This is a genomic window from Citrobacter sp. Igbk 17, from assembly GCF_028069775.1.
Taxonomy (GTDB): Bacteria; Pseudomonadota; Gammaproteobacteria; order Enterobacterales; family Enterobacteriaceae; genus Citrobacter.
Window position 1 is genome coordinate 58909 of the sequence record NZ_JANEWI010000020.1, and the last position, 16411, is coordinate 75319.

The following is a 16411-nucleotide window of genomic DNA, read 5'->3' on the forward strand; positions in this document are numbered from 1 at the left end:
AATTTTCTTATGTATCAGGTTGTTGCGTCTGATTTAGACGGTACGCTGCTTTCTCCCGACCATACTTTGTCCCCTTATGCCAAAGAGACGCTGAAACTTCTGACGGCTCGCGGTGTTCACTTCGTGTTTGCCACCGGTCGTCATCATGTTGATGTGGGGCAAATTCGCGATAACCTCGGCATTAAAACCTACATGATCACGTCCAACGGTGCCCGCGTGCACGATCCTGACGGAAATCTGGTGTTTTCCCACAACCTGGATCGCGACATTGCCAGCGATCTGTTTGGCGTTGTGAACGCCAACCCGGATATCGTGACGAATGTTTACCGCGATGATGAGTGGTTCATGAACCGCCACCGCCCGGAAGAAATGCGTTTCTTTAAAGAGGCGGTATTCAATTATTCACTGTTTGAACCTGCACTGCTGGAGCCGGAAGGCGTTAGCAAAGTGTTTTTCACCACCGATTCTCACGAAAGGTTGCTGCCGCTGGAACAGGCGATTAACGCCCGCTGGGGCGATCGCGTGAACGTCAGTTTCTCCACACTGACGTGTCTGGAAGTGATGGCAGGTGGCGTGTCGAAAGGCCATGCGCTGGAAGCTGTGGCGAAAGCGATGGGCTATAGCCTGAAGGACTGTATCGCCTTCGGCGACGGTATGAACGACGCGGAAATGCTCTCCATGGCAGGCAAAGGCTGTATCATGGGTAACGCGCATCAACGCCTGAAGGATCTGCATCCGAAACTGGACGTGATTGGCCTCAATGCCGACGATGCCGTGCCGCATTATCTGCGTGAGCTTTTTCTGCAGTAACGTTGTTGGTCGTTAGTTGACCAGTTGTCAACCTTATTCTTCGCTACAATGGGTGTACCTTTTGTTAAGAGACATCCATTGTGGCGTTACTCATCATTACCACAATTCTGTGGGCCTTTTCCTTCAGCCTGTTTGGCGAGTACCTTGCCGGTCATGTCGATAGCTATTTTGCGGTGCTGGTGCGCGTTGGGCTGGCGGCTCTGGTGTTTTTACCGTTTTTGCGTACCCGTGGGCACAGCGTAAAAACAATCGCGCTGTATATGCTGGTGGGAGCCATGCAGCTTGGCATTATGTATATGCTGAGTTTTCACGCCTATCTGTATCTGACGGTTTCAGAATTGCTGCTCTTTACCGTTCTGACGCCGTTGTACATTACGCTAATTTATGACCTGATGAGCGGGCGCCGTTTACGTTGGAACTATGCGTTCAGCGCACTACTGGCGGTAATTGGCGCAGGGATTATCCGTTACGATCAGGTGACCAGCCACTTCTGGACCGGCCTGCTGCTGGTACAGCTTTCTAACATTAGCTTTGCCATCGGTATGGTGGGTTACAAACGCCTGATGGAAACGCGCCCGATGCCACAACACAACGCCTTTGCCTGGTTTTACATGGGCGCCTTTATGGTGGCGGTCGTGGCCTGGTTCATGCTGGGCAATGCTCAGAAAATGCCTGCAACCCCGCTACAGTGGGGAATTCTGGTGTTTCTTGGCGTGGCGGCGTCCGGCATTGGTTACTTTATGTGGAACTACGGCGCGACCCAGGTGGATGCCGGTACGTTGGGCATTATGAACAATATGCATGTGCCGGCGGGGCTGCTGGTCAATCTGGCTATCTGGCACCAACAACCGCACTGGCCAAGCTTTATCATTGGCGCGGCTGTGATAGTGGCTTCACTGTGGGTACATCGTAAGTGGGTCGTTCCGCACTCCGCACAAACGGCAGGTGGTCACAGGCGTGATTCCGCGCTGAACGAATAAACGCTTCTGTTACCGGCTGGCGCTGTTCTCCGTCGCGAACGGCGGCGTACAGTCGGCTCCACAACCCATCGCCCAGGGTTTTGGTTACGACCAGACCCTGGCGTTCAAAACTCTCTACTACCCAGTGCGGCAAAGCCGCGATACCCATTTTTGCGGCAACCATCTGAATCAGCAGCAGTGTGTTATCCACACTCTTCAGCGACGGACTGATGCCTGCGGGCTGCAGGAAATGCCGCCAGACATCCAACCGACTACGCTGCACCGGATAAATAAGCAGAGTTTCGCTGGCCAAATCTTCCGGCGTGATTTGCGTTTTGCTGGCCAGCGGATGGTCGGGGGCCAGGATCAGGCGTACTTCAAAATCGAACATCGGTGAGTAGTGCAATCCGCTGCGCGGCAGAATGTCGGATGTCATCACCAGATCCAGCTCATCCTGCTGTAGCGCCGGTTGCGGATCGAAGGTCACACCGGATTTAAAATCCATCTCCACCTGCGGCCAGTTGGCACGAAAATTCTCCAACGCGGGCGTCAGCCACTGAATGCAACTGTGGCATTCGATAGCGATACGTAATCGGGTTTGCTGCGGTTCGTTGCATGCCTGCAGCGCGCGACCTATTTGCGGCAATACCTGGTTTGCCAACTGGAGCAGAATTTCACCCTGTGGCGTAAAACGCAAAGGCTGGCTCTTGCGGACAAAAAGCCGAAAGCCAAGGCGCTGCTCCAGATCGCTGAACTGGTGAGAAAGGGCGGATTGCGTCTGATGCAACGTGGCCGCTGCTGCTGCCAGAGAGCCACTGTTCCGCAACGCCTGGAGCGTTTTCAGGTGTTTAATCTCGATCATGAAAGTCCTTCACTTCGGCATGAACAAATTGCGCTTGAGGAATATACAGTAACTGGCAAATATGGATGTGTAAACATCTGGACGGCTAAAATCCTTCGTCTTTTAAATTTATGGTGCGTTGGCTGCGTTTCTCCACCCCGGTCTCTTACTTCAGTAAGCTCCCGGGGATGAACAAACTTGCCGCCTTCCCTAAATTCAAAATCCATAGGATTTACATATAATTAGAGGAAGAAAAATGACAATATTGAATCACACCCTCGGTTTTCCTCGCGTTGGCCTGCGTCGCGAGTTGAAAAAAGCGCAAGAAAGTTACTGGGCGGGTAATTCTTCCCGTGAAGATTTGCTGACCGTTGGCCGCGAGCTGCGTGCCCGCCACTGGGATCAGCAGAAACAGGCGGGTATAGACCTGCTGCCGGTGGGTGATTTTGCCTGGTACGATCACGTCCTGACCACCAGCCTGCTGCTCGGCAACGTCCCGGTTCGCCATCAAAATAAAGATGGCTCCGTCGATATCGATACCTTATTCCGTATTGGCCGTGGCCGTGCACCGACGGGTGAACCGGCGGCGGCGGCAGAAATGACCAAATGGTTTAATACCAACTATCACTACATGGTGCCGGAGTTCACCAAAGGTCAGCAGTTCAAACTGACCTGGACCCAACTGCTGGATGAAGTGGACGAAGCGCTGGCGCTCGGTCACAAGGTAAAACCCGTACTGCTTGGCCCGGTAACTTACCTCTGGCTGGGGAAAGTGAAGGGCGAACAGTTTGACCGCCTGAGCCTGCTCAACGACATTCTGCCGGTTTACCAGCAGGTGCTGGCTGAGCTGGCGAAACGCGGTATTGAGTGGGTGCAGATTGATGAACCTGCTCTGGTACTGGAGCTGCCGCAAGTGTGGTTGAATGCCTTTAAACCGGCTTATGACGCCCTGCAGGGCCAGGTGAAGTTGCTGCTGACCACCTACTTCGAAGGCGTAACGCCAAACCTGGAGACCATTACCGTGCTGCCGGTGCAGGGTCTGCATGTTGACCTGGTCCATGGCAAAGATGATGTCGCCGAGCTGCACAAACGTCTGCCTGCCGACTGGCTGCTGTCAGCGGGTCTGGTAAATGGTCGTAATGTCTGGCGCGCCGATCTCAGCGAAAAATACGCGCAAATTAAAGATATCGCCGGGAAACGCTCGCTGTGGGTGGCGTCTTCATGTTCTCTGCTGCACAGCCCAATTGACCTGAGTGTTGAAACCCGTCTGGATGCCGAAGTGAAGAGTTGGTTTGCCTTCGCGCTGCAAAAATGCGGAGAGCTGGCGCTACTGCGTGATGCGCTGAACAGCGGTGATACCGCGGCGCTGGTTGAATGGAGCGCACCGATTCAGGCGCGTCGCCACTCCACCCGTGTACACAACGCCGCAGTGGAAAAACGTCTGGCGGCGATCACCGCCCAGGACAGCCAACGCGCCAACGCTTACCCGGTTCGCGCCGAGGCGCAACGTGCCCGCTTTAATCTGCCAGCATGGCCGACCACCACTATCGGCTCATTCCCGCAAACCACGGAGATTCGCGGTCTGCGCCTGGACTTCAAAAAGGGCAACCTGGATGCAGGCAACTACCGTACAGGGATCGCAGAACATATCAAACAGGCGATTGTTGAGCAGGAACGTCTGGGCCTCGACGTACTGGTACACGGTGAAGCTGAACGTAACGACATGGTCGAATACTTTGGCGAACATCTGGACGGCTTCGTCTTTACCCAGAATGGTTGGGTGCAGAGCTACGGCTCACGCTGCGTGAAACCGCCGGTGGTGATTGGCGACGTCAGCCGCCCGGAAGCGATTACCGTTGAGTGGGCTAAATACGCGCAGTCGCTGACTGACAAACCGGTTAAAGGCATGCTGACCGGACCGGTGACCATTCTTTGCTGGTCGTTCCCGCGTGAAGATGTGACCCGTGAAACGATCGCGAAACAGATTGCGTTGGCGCTGCGTGATGAAGTGGCAGATCTGGAAGCGGCGGGTATCGGTATTATTCAGATTGATGAACCTGCACTGCGTGAAGGCCTGCCGCTGCGTCGCAGTGACTGGGCGGCATATCTGGAATGGGGCGTGGAAGCCTTCCGCATCAACGCAGCGGTGGCGAGGGATGAAACTCAGATCCACACCCATATGTGTTACTGCGAGTTTAACGACATCATGGATTCCATTGCTGCGCTGGATGCGGACGTGATCACCATTGAAACCTCGCGTTCCGACATGGAGTTACTGGAGTCGTTTGAAGAGTTTGATTACCCGAACGAAATCGGGCCGGGCGTTTATGATATTCACTCACCGAACGTCCCGAGTGTAGAGTGGATTGAAGCCCTGCTGAAGAAAGCGGAACAGCGTATTCCGGCTGAGCGTCTGTGGGTGAACCCGGACTGTGGCCTGAAAACGCGCGGCTGGCCGGAAACTCGGGCAGCGCTGGCTAACATGGTCAAAGCTGCGCAGAATCTGCGTCAGGCTTAACGCAACGTAGGCCCGGTAAGCGAAGCCGCTCCGGGCAATAGGTCGGGTAGCGGCTTTGCCTTACCCGACCGACTCGATTATCTCTTCTCACCGTATTGCGCAAACCACTCCAGCATTCTCTGCCAGCCATCTTTCGCGGACTCTTCGTGATAGCTCGGGCGATAATCGGCATTAAACGCATGGCCAGCATCGGGATAGACGACGATTTCCGCTTTAGCATTGGCGGCACGCAGTGCCTGACGCATGGTTTCCACGCTGTCCTGTGGAATACTGGTATCCTGGCCGCCATACAGTCCCAACACGGGAGCGTTCAGATCGGTGGCAATATCGACAGGGTGTTTGGGGGAGTTCAGCGTTTTATCGCCAACCAATTTGCCATACCACGCCACCGCCGCTTTTAGCTGTGGATTGTGTGCGGCATACAGCCAGGTAATACGTCCACCCCAGCAAAAACCCGTCATCATTAATTGATGCACATCGCCGCCGTTGCGGGAGGCCCAACTGGCAACATGGTCCAGATCCGCCAGGACCTGTGAGTCGGGAACTTTCGCCACCAGGCCGCTTAGAAGCGTCGGGATATCGGCAAAGTCACTGGGATCGCCCTCGCGAAAATAGAGTTCGGGTGCAATAGCCAGATAACCTTCCAGCGCCAGTCGACGGCAAACATCACGAATGTGCTCATGAATACCAAAAATTTCCTGCACAACAATGACGATGGGCAGCGGACCATCGGTCTGTTGCGGTCGTGCGTGATACGCAGGCATATCATCGCCTTGTGATGGAATTGATGTCACCCCAGCGATAATCGCGTGATCCGGGGTGTGAACCGTCGTGGACGACGGTGGGGATACAGCAGGTGCAAAACCAGATTGTCGTGTTGTCATGGTATTCTCCGTACCCTTAAATATTGTACAAAATAGCGCATTGTTAACTATAGACACATGCAACGAACCACATTGCCTCAAACGGTCTATCTTTTGTGCAAGGCTTCCTTACATTGCGCTATTAATGTGATGATCATCACTGTTTCACGGTAAATCAATGCAATTGATTTCCATCATAGTGATGACTGTCACGAAAAGATGTTTATGCCTTCGGTAAAGTGTGTTTTTGCTTCTTCTGACAAAACCGATTCACAGAGGAGTTTTTATGTCTAAGTCTGATGTTTTTCATCTCGGCCTCACTAAGAACGATTTACAAGGGGCCCAGCTCGCTATCGTCCCTGGCGACCCGGAGCGTGTGGAAAAGATCGCCGCGCTGATGGATAAGCCGGTCAAGCTGGCATCTCATCGCGAGTTCACTACCTGGCGTGCTGAACTGGATGGTAAAGCCGTGATCGTTTGCTCTACCGGTATCGGCGGCCCGTCCACCTCCATCGCCGTAGAAGAACTGGCGCAATTGGGCATCCGTACCTTCCTGCGTATCGGTACGACTGGCGCTATTCAGCCGCATATCAACGTGGGTGATGTACTGGTAACTACCGCATCTGTCCGTCTGGACGGTGCGAGCCTGCACTTTGCACCAATGGAATTCCCGGCTGTTGCAGACTTCGAGTGCACCACCGCGTTGGTGGAAGCGGCAAAATCTATCGGTGCGACCACCCACGTAGGCGTTACCGCGTCTTCAGACACCTTCTACCCGGGCCAGGAGCGTTATGACACCTTCTCTGGCCGCGTAGTGAGCCGTTTCAAAGGCTCTATGGAAGAGTGGCAGTCGATGGGCGTCATGAACTATGAAATGGAATCTGCGACGCTGCTGACCATGTGCGCAAGCCAGGGTCTGCGTGCAGGTATGGTTGCTGGCGTTATCGTCAACCGTACTCAGCAAGAGATCCCGAATGCAGAAACGATGAAGCAAACGGAAAGCCACGCGGTGAAAATCGTGGTAGAAGCCGCACGCCGTTTACTGTAATTCTCCCTTCTTTGCTAAAAGGCCGACGTGTTCGGCCTTTTTATTTTGCGTAGCACCTCGCAGGAAATTCCTTTTAAACTGGACGTTTATACAGCACAATTCTATTTTGTGCGGGTAAGTCGTTGCTGTAAGGGGGCGTTGTGGATATTTCAATTTTGATGAGTGCCGTGCTGGCATTAGCTGCAGGGCTGCTGGTGGGCTGGCTGGCGACAAAAGCGCGCGCCGATCAGATCCGCGCAGACCTCATCGAAGAACGACGAGAACTGGATATTGCCCTCAGTGCAGCCCGGCAACAGCTCTCGCAGGAAGCCCACTGGCGTGACGAATGCGAGCTGCTGAATAACGAACTCCGTAGCCTGCAGAGTATCAATACCTCACTGGAGGCCGATCTCCGGGAAGTCACCACCCGTCTGGAAGCAACGCAGCAGCATGCGGAAGATAAAATTCGCCAGATGATCAACAGCGAACAGCGCCTGAGCGAACAGTTCGAGAATCTGGCGAACCGCATTTTCGAACACAGTAACCGTCGCGTCGATGAGCAAAATCGCCAAAGCCTTAACAGTCTGCTGACACCATTACGCGAACAGCTGGACGGTTTTCGCCGCCAGGTTCAGGATAGCTTTGGTAAAGAGGCGCAAGAGCGCCACACCCTGGCACACGAAATTCGTAATCTCCAGCAACTGAACGCGCAGATGGCGCAGGAAGCCGTTAACCTGACACGGGCATTGAAAGGTGATAACAAAACACAGGGAAACTGGGGAGAGGTGGTACTTACGCGGGTGCTTGAAGCCTCTGGTCTGCGGGAAGGCTATGAATACGAAACCCAGGTTAGCATCGAGAATGATGCGCGCTCACGGATGCAACCAGACGTTATTGTCCGGCTACCGCAAGGTAAAGATGTCGTGATTGACGCTAAAATGACGCTGGTTGCCTATGAGCGCTATTTTAATGCAGAAGATGAATACACCCGGGAGGGTGCGCTGCAGGAGCATATCGCCTCCGTGCGAAATCATATTCGTCTGCTGGGTCGTAAAGATTATCAACAGCTTCCAGGGCTGCGTACGCTGGACTATGTGCTGATGTTTATCCCCGTCGAACCTGCTTTCCTGCTGGCGCTGGACAGACAGCCCGAACTTATTACCGAAGCGCTTAAAAATAACATTATGCTGGTCAGCCCCACGACGTTGTTGGTGGCATTACGTACGATCGCTAACCTGTGGCGCTATGAGCATCAAAGCCGCAACGCGCAACAAATTGCGGATCGGGCCAGTAAACTTTATGACAAGATGCGCCTGTTTGTGGATGATATGTCAGCAATCGGCCAAAGCCTGGATAAAGCCCAGGATAACTACCGACAGGCAATGAAGAAGCTCTCTTCGGGGCGTGGAAATGTCTTATCACAGGCGGAAGCCTTCCGCGGCTTAGGCGTGGAAATTAAGCGCGAGATAAATCCTGAACTGGCTGAACAAGCCACGACCCAGGATGAAGAGTTCCGCTTACGCTCGGTCCCGGAAGCGCAGCAAGACGTGACTTACCCCGATGAAGAGGCGGTAAATCAGCAATCAAACTAGCCCGTTTGGGGTAGCGGAACCCGGTAGAAGGGTAGGGCAAATTGGCCCAATCTGTTACACTTCTCGAACATTTTTTGGATGAGCAGGCACTGAGATGGTGGATAATTCACAAGAAACGACGCACTTTGGCTTTCAGACCGTCGCTAAAGAGCAGAAAGCTGACATGGTGGCCCACGTTTTTCATTCTGTGGCGTCTAAATATGACGTTATGAATGACTTAATGTCATTTGGCATTCATCGTTTGTGGAAGCGCTTCACCATTGACTGTAGTGGCGTGCGTCGTGGACAAACCGTTCTGGATTTAGCGGGCGGCACGGGCGATCTGACGGCGAAGTTTTCTCGCATGGTTGGTGAAACCGGTAAGGTTATTCTGGCAGATATCAATGACTCAATGCTCAAAATGGGGCGCGAAAAGCTACGCAATATTGGCGTGATTGGTAACGTTGAATATGTCCAGGCAAATGCTGAGGCACTGCCGTTCCCTGACAATACCTTTGATTGCATCACCATTTCTTTCGGCCTGCGTAACGTTACGGATAAAGAGAAAGCGCTACGCTCGATGTATCGTGTGTTGAAGCCGGGTGGGCGCTTACTGGTGCTGGAATTCTCCAAACCGATCATCGAACCGCTGAGCAAAGCGTATGATGCGTACTCTTTCCATATCTTGCCACGTATTGGTTCGATGGTTGCGAGCGACGCAGATAGCTACCGCTATTTGGCTGAGTCTATCCGTATGCATCCCGATCAGGACACGTTAAAAGCAATGATGCAAGATGCCGGGTTTGAAAGTGTTGATTACTACAACCTGACGGCAGGTGTTGTTGCGCTGCATCGTGGTTACAAGTTCTGACAGGAGGACCGGGGATGCCTTTAAAACCCTTAGTGACCGCTGGCGCTGAAAATCTGCTCAACACCTTTCTGTATCGTTCACCTGCGCTAAAATCAGCCCGAACGCGTTTGCAGAGCAAGGTACTGCGTGTTGATCTCAAAGGATTTTCTACGCCGTTAGTCCTGGTGTTCAGTGAGCGCCAGGTCGATGTGCTGGGGGCATGGGAAGGCGAAGCAGATTGCACCGTGATCACTCATGCCAGCGTGTTACCAAAATTACGCGACCGGCAGCAGCTCACCACGCTTATTCGTAGCGGCGAACTGGAAGTGCAGGGCGATATTCAGGTGGTGCAGAACTTTGTGGCTCTGGCTGACCTGGCGGAATTTGACCCTGCAGAGCTATTAGCACCTTATACCGGTGATATCGTCGCGGAAGGTGTTAGCAAAGTCCTGCGCGGCGGCGCGAAGTTCCTGCGTCGTGGCATTCAACGTCAGCAACGTTATGTTGCCGAAGCGATCACTGAAGAGTGGCGTATGGCCCCTGGCCCGCTTGAAGTTGCATGGTTTGCGGAAGAAACGGCAGCGGTTGAGCGCGCGGTTGAATCTCTGGCCAGACGGCTGGAAAAACTGGAGGCCAAATGACGCCAGGAGAAGTACGGCGCCTTTATTTCATCATTCGCACTTTTTTAAGCTACGGTCTTGATGAACTCATCCCCAAAATGCGTATTACGCTGCCGCTCCGTTTGTGGCGTTACACATTGTTTTGGATGCCAAACCGACATAAAGATAAGCCGCTGGGTGAAAGGCTGAGACTGGCTTTGCAGGAATTGGGGCCGGTGTGGATCAAATTTGGTCAAATGCTCTCCACCCGTCGTGATCTGTTTCCGCCGCATATCGCTGATCAGCTCGCTCTGTTGCAGGATCGAGTTGCTCCATTCGATGGACAACGAGCAAAAGAACAGATTGAAGAAGCAATGGGTGGGCTACCTGTTGAAGAGTGGTTTGATGATTTTGAGATCACACCACTGGCATCTGCGTCTATTGCTCAGGTGCATACCGCACGACTGAAGTCGAATGGCAAAGAGGTGGTGATCAAGGTTATTCGTCCGGATATCCTGCCGGTAATCAAAGCCGATTTAAAACTGATCTATCGTCTTGCTCGCTGGGTCCCTCGCCTGTTGCCGGACGGACGTCGTCTGCGGCCAACCGAAGTGGTCCGTGAATATGAAAAAACATTGATCGATGAGCTGAACCTGCTGCGTGAGTCGGCAAACGCCATTCAACTGCGACGCAATTTTGAAGACAGCCCGATGCTGTACATCCCGGAAGTGTATTCCGACTATTGCAGTCAGAACATGATGGTGATGGAGCGTATTTACGGTATCCCTGTTTCGGATGTTGCAACGCTTGAGAAGAACGGTACCAACATGAAACTGTTGGCCGAGCGTGGTGTTCAGGTCTTCTTTACTCAGGTATTCCGCGACAGTTTTTTCCATGCCGATATGCACCCGGGTAACATTTTCGTCAGCTATGAGCACCCTGAAAACCCGAAATACATCGGTATTGATTGCGGGATCGTGGGCTCATTAAATAAAGAAGATAAGCGTTATCTGGCTGAAAACTTTATTGCGTTTTTTAATCGCGATTACCGTAAGGTTGCCGAGCTACATGTCGATTCTGGTTGGGTTCCTCCCGATACCAATGTTGAAGAATTTGAATTTGCAATTCGTACCGTGTGTGAGCCTATCTTCGAAAAGCCGCTGGCAGAGATCTCCTTTGGTCACGTGTTGTTGAATCTGTTCAATACAGCACGTCGATTTAATATGGAAGTCCAGCCTCAACTGGTGTTGTTACAGAAGACGCTGCTGTACGTTGAGGGTGTTGGCCGACAGCTCTATCCTCAGTTGGATTTGTGGAAAACGGCCAAGCCTTTCCTTGAATCCTGGATTAAAGATCAGGTAGGTATTCCGGCGCTTGTCAGGGCATTTAAAGAAAAAGCACCGTTCTGGGTCGAAAAAATGCCAGAAATACCTGAACTTGTGTATGACAGTTTGCGCCAGGGCAAATATTTACAGCACAGTGTTGATAAGATTGCGCGCGAGCTTCATGCGAATCACGTACGTCAGGGACAATCCCGTTATTTATTGGGTATTGGCGCAACGTTGCTGTTAAGTGGGACATTCCTGCTGGTAAGCCGTCCTGAGTGGGGGCTTATGCCTGGCTGGTTAATCGCGGGTGGTGTTCTCGCCTGGCTGATCGGCTGGCGCAAAATGCGCTGATTTTTTCATCGCCCAAGGCAGGTCGTGTAACGTATACTACGGCCTAATTAATTCATCATCTATGACAGAGGAACATGTATGGGTGGTATCAGTATTTGGCAGTTGTTGATCATTGCCGTCATCGTTGTACTGCTATTTGGCACCAAGAAACTCGGCTCCATCGGTTCCGACCTTGGCGCGTCTATTAAAGGCTTCAAGAAAGCGATGGGTGATGATGAACCTAAGCAGGATAAAACCAGCCAGGACGCTGATTTTACCGCTAAATCCATCACCGATAAGCAGGGTGAAGTGAAGAAAGAAGACGCCAAAAGCCAAGATAAAGAGCAGGTATAATCCGTGTTTGATATCGGTTTTAGCGAACTGTTATTGGTGTTCGTTATCGGCCTCATCGTTCTGGGGCCACAACGATTGCCAGTGGCAGTAAAAACGGTCGCGGGCTGGGTCCGTGCGCTGCGCTCTCTTGCAACTACCGTGCAGAATGAACTGACCCAGGAGCTTAAGCTTCAGGAGTTTCAGGACAGCCTGAAGAAAGTAGAAAAAGCGAGCCTGACAAATTTGACGCCGGAGCTGAAAGCATCGATGGATGAGCTGCGCGAAGCGGCTGAGTCGATGAAGCGTTCTTACAGCGTGCACGATCCTGAGAAAGCGAGCGATGAAGCGCACACTATCCATAACCCTGTGGTGAAAGGAAGTGAAGCGCAGCACGAGGGGGTTACCCCTGCTACTGCTGAAGGACAGGCCAGTTCGCCGGAGCAAAAACCGGAATCCACGGGTGCTGACGCGCCGGAGTTGAAGGAAACTGCTTCCGTTACGTCGATGGACGCGGAAAAGAAACCTGCTGCACCTGCTGTCGAATCCTCACCTTCGTCGAGTGATAAACCGTAAACATGTCTGTAGAAGATACTCAACCGCTCATCACGCACCTTATTGAGCTGCGTAAGCGACTCCTGAACTGCATTATTGCGGTTATGGTGATCTTTCTGGCGTTGGTTTATTTTGCCAACGACATTTACCATATGGTTGCGGCACCGCTGATTAAGCAGATGCCTCAGGGTGCAACGATGATCGCCACCGATGTGGCTTCACCGTTCTTTACCCCGATAAAGCTAACCTTTATGGTGTCGCTGATCCTGTCGGCACCTGTGATCCTGTACCAGGTATGGGCATTCATTGCGCCTGCTTTGTATAAGCATGAACGCCGCCTTGTTGTGCCGCTGCTGGTCTCAAGTTCACTGTTGTTCTATATCGGGATGGCATTCGCCTATTTTGTCGTCTTCCCGCTGGCGTTTGGCTTCCTTGCCAACACAGCTCCGCAAGGCGTGCAGGTTTCGACAGACATTGCCAGTTATCTCAGCTTTGTTATGGCGCTGTTTATGGCGTTTGGTGTCTCTTTTGAGGTTCCTGTCGCCATTGTATTGTTGTGCTGGATGGGCATTACGACACCTGATGATTTACGTAAGAAACGTCCTTACGTAGTTGTCGGGGCATTTGTCGTGGGGATGTTACTGACTCCACCAGATGTCTTCTCGCAAACGCTGTTGGCGATACCGATGTACTGCCTGTTTGAAGTGGGTGTTTTCTTCTCTCGTTTCTATGTCGGTAAGCGACGTACGCGAGATGAGGACAACGAGGCTGAAGAAGCAAAAGAAGCCGACGCCACCGAGAAAACCGAAGAGTAAATTCAGCCGCCCGTAAGGGCGGTTGTCATATGGGAGGAAGCATGTTTGATATTGGCGTTAATCTAACCAGTTCACAATTTGCGAAAGACAGGGATGAGGTTGTAGCACGCGCTTTTGCTGCCGGTGTAAACGGCATGCTTCTGACCGGAACAAACCTGCATGAAAGCCAGCAGGCGCTAAAGCTGGCACAGCATTATCCACATTGCTGGTCCACTGCAGGCGTCCATCCACATGACAGTAGCCAATGGCAATCCTCAACGGAAGACGAGATTATCGCGCTGGCAAACCAGTCCGAAGTGGTCGCCATTGGTGAATGCGGCCTGGATTTCAATCGTAATTACTCCACTCCACAGGAACAGGAACGGGCTTTTGAGGCGCAATTGCGTATTGCCGCCGAATTGCAGATGCCTGTTTTCATGCATTGTCGGGATGCCCACGAACGTTTTCTGACGCTGCTGGAACCCTGGCTGGACAGCCTCCCTGGCGCAGTGCTGCACTGTTTCACTGGCTCGCGCCAGGAGATGCAGGACTGCGTGGACAGAGGGCTTTATATCGGGATTACCGGATGGGTCTGCGATGAGCGTCGGGGTATGGAACTACGGGAGCTACTGCCTTTTATCCCGGTGGAAAGGCTGCTGATAGAAACAGATGCTCCCTATTTACTCCCACGCGATCTGGCCGTGAAGCCGACTTCCCGGCGCAATGAACCTGCGCACCTGCCGCATATTCTTGAGCGTATTGCGCACTGGCGCGGGGAAGACCCTCAGTGGCTATCAACGGCGATTGATGCCAACGTCAGAACGTTATTCGAAGTGACTTTCTGAGTCTGTTTATATCTTTCGAAAGCCGGTATTTTTCACGCTCTGCTTAACCTCTTTATTCAACAGGTTAAGCAGGAGCATGGAACGCGCTTCGCCGTCGGGTTCGGTGAAAATCGCCTTCAACCCTTCAAATGCCCCTTCAGTGATAATTACGCTGTCGCCAGGATGCGGCGTTTCCGGGTCTACAATCCCCTCGGGCTTGTAGATAGAAAGCTGGTGAATAACGGGAGAGGGAACGGTAGCTGGTGTTGCCCCAAAGCGTACAAAATGGCTGACGCCACGCGTCGCATTGATGGTCGTGGTGTGGATCACTTCCGGATCGAATTCGACAAACATGTAATTAGGGAAAAGTGGCTCACTGACTGTGGTACGTTTACCCCGCACCATTTTTTCCAGGGTGATCATTGGCGTCAGACAGTTGACTGCTTGTCTTTCCAGGTGTTCCTGGGCACGCTGAAGTTGCCCGCGTTTGCAGTACAGTAAATACCAGGCTTGCATAATAACTCTTATCCGCTTGTTCTGAGCGCAAGCATAGCAAAAGTCATTATACACTTCATCTTTCAAGCCTCATCGGTGTTGGTTGCCAGAGTTCACGCTAATTTAACAAAAATACAGCATCACAATGATGAACGCCGTATAATGAGGCGCTTACAAAGAGGCCAAAATGGACGCCATGAAATATCACGATTTACGCGACTTCCTGACGCAGCTTGAACAGCAGGGCGAGCTCAAACGCATTACGCTTCCAGTGGATCCCCATCTGGAGATCACTGAAATTGCCGATCGCACCTTGCGTGCTGGTGGGCCTGCGCTGTTGTTTGAGAATCCAAAAGGCTATTCAATGCCGGTACTGTGCAATTTGTTTGGCACTCCGAAGCGTGTCGCCATGGGGATGGGGCAAGAAGATGTCTCAGCACTAAGGGAAGTTGGTAAGCTGTTGGCGTTTTTGAAAGAGCCGGAGCCGCCGAAAGGATTCCGCGATCTGTTTGATAAGCTGCCGCAGTTCAAGCAGGTGCTTAACATGCCGACCAAACGGCTACGCGGTGCGCCTTGTCAGCAAAAAATATCCTCAGGCGATGACGTTGATTTAAACCGTATACCGATCATGACCTGCTGGCCGGAAGATGCAGCGCCGCTAATTACATGGGGACTCACCGTCACGCGTGGACCGCATAAAGAGCGACAGAATCTGGGTATTTATCGCCAACAGTTGATTGGCAAAAATAAGCTCATTATGCGTTGGCTTTCACATCGTGGCGGCGCGCTGGATTATCAGGAGTGGTGCGCTGCACACCCTGGTGAGCGTTTCCCTGTCTCCGTTGCGTTAGGGGCAGACCCAGCGACCATCCTGGGTGCTGTGACCCCTGTGCCTGATACATTATCAGAGTACGCCTTTGCTGGGCTGCTGCGTGGCACTAAGACCGAAGTTGTCAAATGTATCTCCAACGATCTCGAAGTACCCGCCAGCGCTGAAATTGTTCTGGAAGGCTATATCGAGCCGGGTGAACTGGCACCGGAAGGACCGTATGGCGATCATACGGGTTATTACAATGAAGTGGATAGCTTCCCGGTTTTCACTGTCACACACATTACCCAGCGTGAAGATGCGATTTATCACTCCACCTACACCGGACGTCCACCAGATGAGCCAGCGGTGCTCGGTGTGGCGCTGAATGAAGTCTTTGTCCCTATTCTGCAAAAGCAGTTCCCGGAAATCGTCGACTTTTATCTGCCGCCGGAAGGTTGTTCTTATCGGCTGGCCGTGGTGACGATGAAAAAACAGTACGCAGGCCATGCCAAACGCGTCATGATGGGCGTTTGGTCATTTTTGCGTCAGTTTATGTACACCAAATTTGTTATTGTCTGCGATGATGATGTCAACGCACGTGACTGGAACGATGTGATTTGGGCAATTACTACCCGTATGGACCCGGCCAGGGATACGGTACTGGTAGAGAATACGCCGATTGATTACCTGGACTTTGCCTCGCCGGTTTCCGGCCTTGGTTCAAAAATGGGGCTGGATGCCACAAATAAATGGCCGGGTGAAACCCAACGAGAGTGGGGACGCCCGATTAAAAAAGATCCTGAAGTGACTGCGCGTATTGACGCAATTTGGGATGAATTAGCCATCTTTAATGACGGCAAAAGCGCCTGAGGCGCGATCGTTTTGCCTATTGATCCGACAGAGAGA

Annotated in this window: 16 protein-coding genes; 13 read left to right on the forward strand and 3 right to left on the reverse strand. The window is 52.4% G+C overall.

The features are described 5' to 3' along the window. The first annotated feature begins 9 nt into the window (after positions 1-9). Together yigL and NNO08_RS13475 are read left to right on the forward strand one after the other, a co-directional pair. Positions 10-810 (forward strand): sugar/pyridoxal phosphate phosphatase YigL, encoded by an 801-nt coding sequence (gene yigL, locus NNO08_RS13470; RefSeq protein ID WP_271456903.1) that lies wholly within the window; start codon positions 10-12, stop codon positions 808-810. Positions 811-890: 80 nt separating this feature from the next. Further along, complete coding sequence (locus NNO08_RS13475; RefSeq protein ID WP_271456904.1) at positions 891-1790, forward strand: carboxylate/amino acid/amine transporter; 900 nt, start codon at positions 891-893, stop codon at positions 1788-1790. Here NNO08_RS13475 and metR read toward each other — a convergent pair. Next, positions 1678-2631, reverse strand: coding sequence for an HTH-type transcriptional regulator MetR (metR, locus tag NNO08_RS13480; RefSeq protein WP_271449819.1), 954 nt, complete (start codon positions 2629-2631; stop codon positions 1678-1680). The two genes, NNO08_RS13475 and metR, sit on opposite strands and share 113 nt — an antisense overlap. 235 nt (positions 2632-2866) lie before the next feature. Between metR and metE the strand changes: the two genes are divergently transcribed. Beyond that, positions 2867-5128: a 5-methyltetrahydropteroyltriglutamate--homocysteine S-methyltransferase gene (gene metE, locus NNO08_RS13485; protein WP_271456905.1), complete on the forward strand. Its 2262-nt coding sequence runs from the start codon at positions 2867-2869 to the stop codon at positions 5126-5128. A 77-nt stretch (positions 5129-5205) separates the two neighbouring features. Here the strand turns inward: metE and NNO08_RS13490 are convergent, their stop codons facing one another. After that, the gene (locus NNO08_RS13490) at positions 5206-6012 is read right to left on the reverse strand and encodes a dienelactone hydrolase family protein (RefSeq protein WP_271456906.1); all 807 of its coding nucleotides are present in this window, start codon (positions 6010-6012) and stop codon (positions 5206-5208) included. Between the two features lie 265 nt (positions 6013-6277). Between NNO08_RS13490 and udp the strand changes: the two genes are divergently transcribed. From udp to tatD, 9 genes are all read left to right on the forward strand, one after another. Next, on the forward strand, positions 6278-7039 hold the full coding sequence (udp, locus tag NNO08_RS13495) for a uridine phosphorylase (RefSeq protein ID WP_006686084.1): 762 nt from the start codon (positions 6278-6280) through the stop codon (positions 7037-7039). Positions 7040-7197: 158 nt separating this feature from the next. Further along, on the forward strand, positions 7198-8610 hold the full coding sequence (gene rmuC, locus NNO08_RS13500; protein ID WP_442870783.1) for a DNA recombination protein RmuC: 1413 nt from the start codon (positions 7198-7200) through the stop codon (positions 8608-8610). 94 nt (positions 8611-8704) lie between these two features. Continuing rightward, positions 8705-9460, forward strand: a complete 756-nt coding sequence (gene ubiE / locus NNO08_RS13505) for a bifunctional demethylmenaquinone methyltransferase/2-methoxy-6-polyprenyl-1,4-benzoquinol methylase UbiE (RefSeq protein ID WP_202037298.1) — start codon at positions 8705-8707, stop codon at positions 9458-9460. A 14-nt stretch (positions 9461-9474) separates the two neighbouring features. Beyond that, positions 9475-10080: a ubiquinone biosynthesis protein UbiJ gene (gene ubiJ / locus NNO08_RS13510; protein WP_271441026.1), complete on the forward strand. Its 606-nt coding sequence runs from the start codon at positions 9475-9477 to the stop codon at positions 10078-10080. Beyond that, positions 10077-11717, forward strand: coding sequence for a ubiquinone biosynthesis regulatory protein kinase UbiB (gene ubiB / locus NNO08_RS13515; RefSeq protein WP_271441027.1), 1641 nt, complete (start codon positions 10077-10079; stop codon positions 11715-11717). The genes ubiJ and ubiB overlap by 4 nt, the downstream gene beginning before the upstream one ends. A gap of 78 nt (positions 11718-11795) precedes the next feature. Further along, positions 11796-12050 (forward strand): Sec-independent protein translocase subunit TatA, encoded by a 255-nt coding sequence (tatA, locus tag NNO08_RS13520; protein WP_003017888.1) that lies wholly within the window; start codon positions 11796-11798, stop codon positions 12048-12050. Between the two features lie 3 nt (positions 12051-12053). After that, positions 12054-12602: a Sec-independent protein translocase protein TatB gene (tatB, locus tag NNO08_RS13525; RefSeq protein ID WP_271441028.1), complete on the forward strand. Its 549-nt coding sequence runs from the start codon at positions 12054-12056 to the stop codon at positions 12600-12602. Positions 12603-12604: 2 nt separating this feature from the next. After that, positions 12605-13396: a Sec-independent protein translocase subunit TatC gene (tatC, locus tag NNO08_RS13530; RefSeq protein ID WP_137383148.1), complete on the forward strand. Its 792-nt coding sequence runs from the start codon at positions 12605-12607 to the stop codon at positions 13394-13396. A 41-nt stretch (positions 13397-13437) separates the two neighbouring features. Further along, a complete protein-coding gene (tatD, locus tag NNO08_RS13535; RefSeq protein ID WP_271456908.1) occupies positions 13438-14220 on the forward strand; it encodes a 3'-5' ssDNA/RNA exonuclease TatD in 783 nt (260 codons plus the stop codon). Positions 14221-14226: 6 nt separating this feature from the next. Here the strand turns inward: tatD and rfaH are convergent, their stop codons facing one another. Beyond that, positions 14227-14715: a transcription/translation regulatory transformer protein RfaH gene (gene rfaH, locus NNO08_RS13540; RefSeq protein WP_137383146.1), complete on the reverse strand. Its 489-nt coding sequence runs from the start codon at positions 14713-14715 to the stop codon at positions 14227-14229. A gap of 166 nt (positions 14716-14881) precedes the next feature. On the opposite strand from rfaH, the gene ubiD reads away from it, so the two are divergent. Then, positions 14882-16375 carry a 4-hydroxy-3-polyprenylbenzoate decarboxylase gene (ubiD, locus tag NNO08_RS13545; protein WP_040230095.1) on the forward strand — a complete coding sequence of 498 codons (1494 nt, stop codon included), beginning with the start codon at positions 14882-14884 and terminating at the stop codon, positions 16373-16375. Positions 16376-16411 lie beyond the last annotated feature (36 nt).

Bases quoted from the DNA above. Each gene is read 5' to 3' on its own strand.
- yigL (WP_271456903.1), top strand. From the start codon at position 10: ATGTATCAGGTTGTTGCGTCTGATTTAGACGGTACGCTGCTTTCTCCC.
- metR (WP_271449819.1), bottom strand. From the start codon at position 2,631: ATGATCGAGATTAAACACCTGAAAACGCTCCAGGCGTTGCGGAACAGT.
- metE (WP_271456905.1), top strand. From the start codon at position 2,867: ATGACAATATTGAATCACACCCTCGGTTTTCCTCGCGTTGGCCTGCGT.
- NNO08_RS13490 (WP_271456906.1), bottom strand. From the start codon at position 6,012: ATGACAACACGACAATCTGGTTTTGCACCTGCTGTATCCCCACCGTCG.
- udp (WP_006686084.1), top strand. From the start codon at position 6,278: ATGTCTAAGTCTGATGTTTTTCATCTCGGCCTCACTAAGAACGATTTA.
- rmuC (WP_442870783.1), top strand. From the start codon at position 7,198: ATGAGTGCCGTGCTGGCATTAGCTGCAGGGCTGCTGGTGGGCTGGCTG.
- ubiE (WP_202037298.1), top strand. From the start codon at position 8,705: ATGGTGGATAATTCACAAGAAACGACGCACTTTGGCTTTCAGACCGTC.
- ubiJ (WP_271441026.1), top strand. From the start codon at position 9,475: ATGCCTTTAAAACCCTTAGTGACCGCTGGCGCTGAAAATCTGCTCAAC.
- ubiB (WP_271441027.1), top strand. From the start codon at position 10,077: ATGACGCCAGGAGAAGTACGGCGCCTTTATTTCATCATTCGCACTTTT.
- tatA (WP_003017888.1), top strand. From the start codon at position 11,796: ATGGGTGGTATCAGTATTTGGCAGTTGTTGATCATTGCCGTCATCGTT.
- tatC (WP_137383148.1), top strand. From the start codon at position 12,605: ATGTCTGTAGAAGATACTCAACCGCTCATCACGCACCTTATTGAGCTG.
- tatD (WP_271456908.1), top strand. From the start codon at position 13,438: ATGTTTGATATTGGCGTTAATCTAACCAGTTCACAATTTGCGAAAGAC.
- rfaH (WP_137383146.1), bottom strand. From the start codon at position 14,715: ATGCAAGCCTGGTATTTACTGTACTGCAAACGCGGGCAACTTCAGCGT.
- ubiD (WP_040230095.1), top strand. From the start codon at position 14,882: ATGGACGCCATGAAATATCACGATTTACGCGACTTCCTGACGCAGCTT.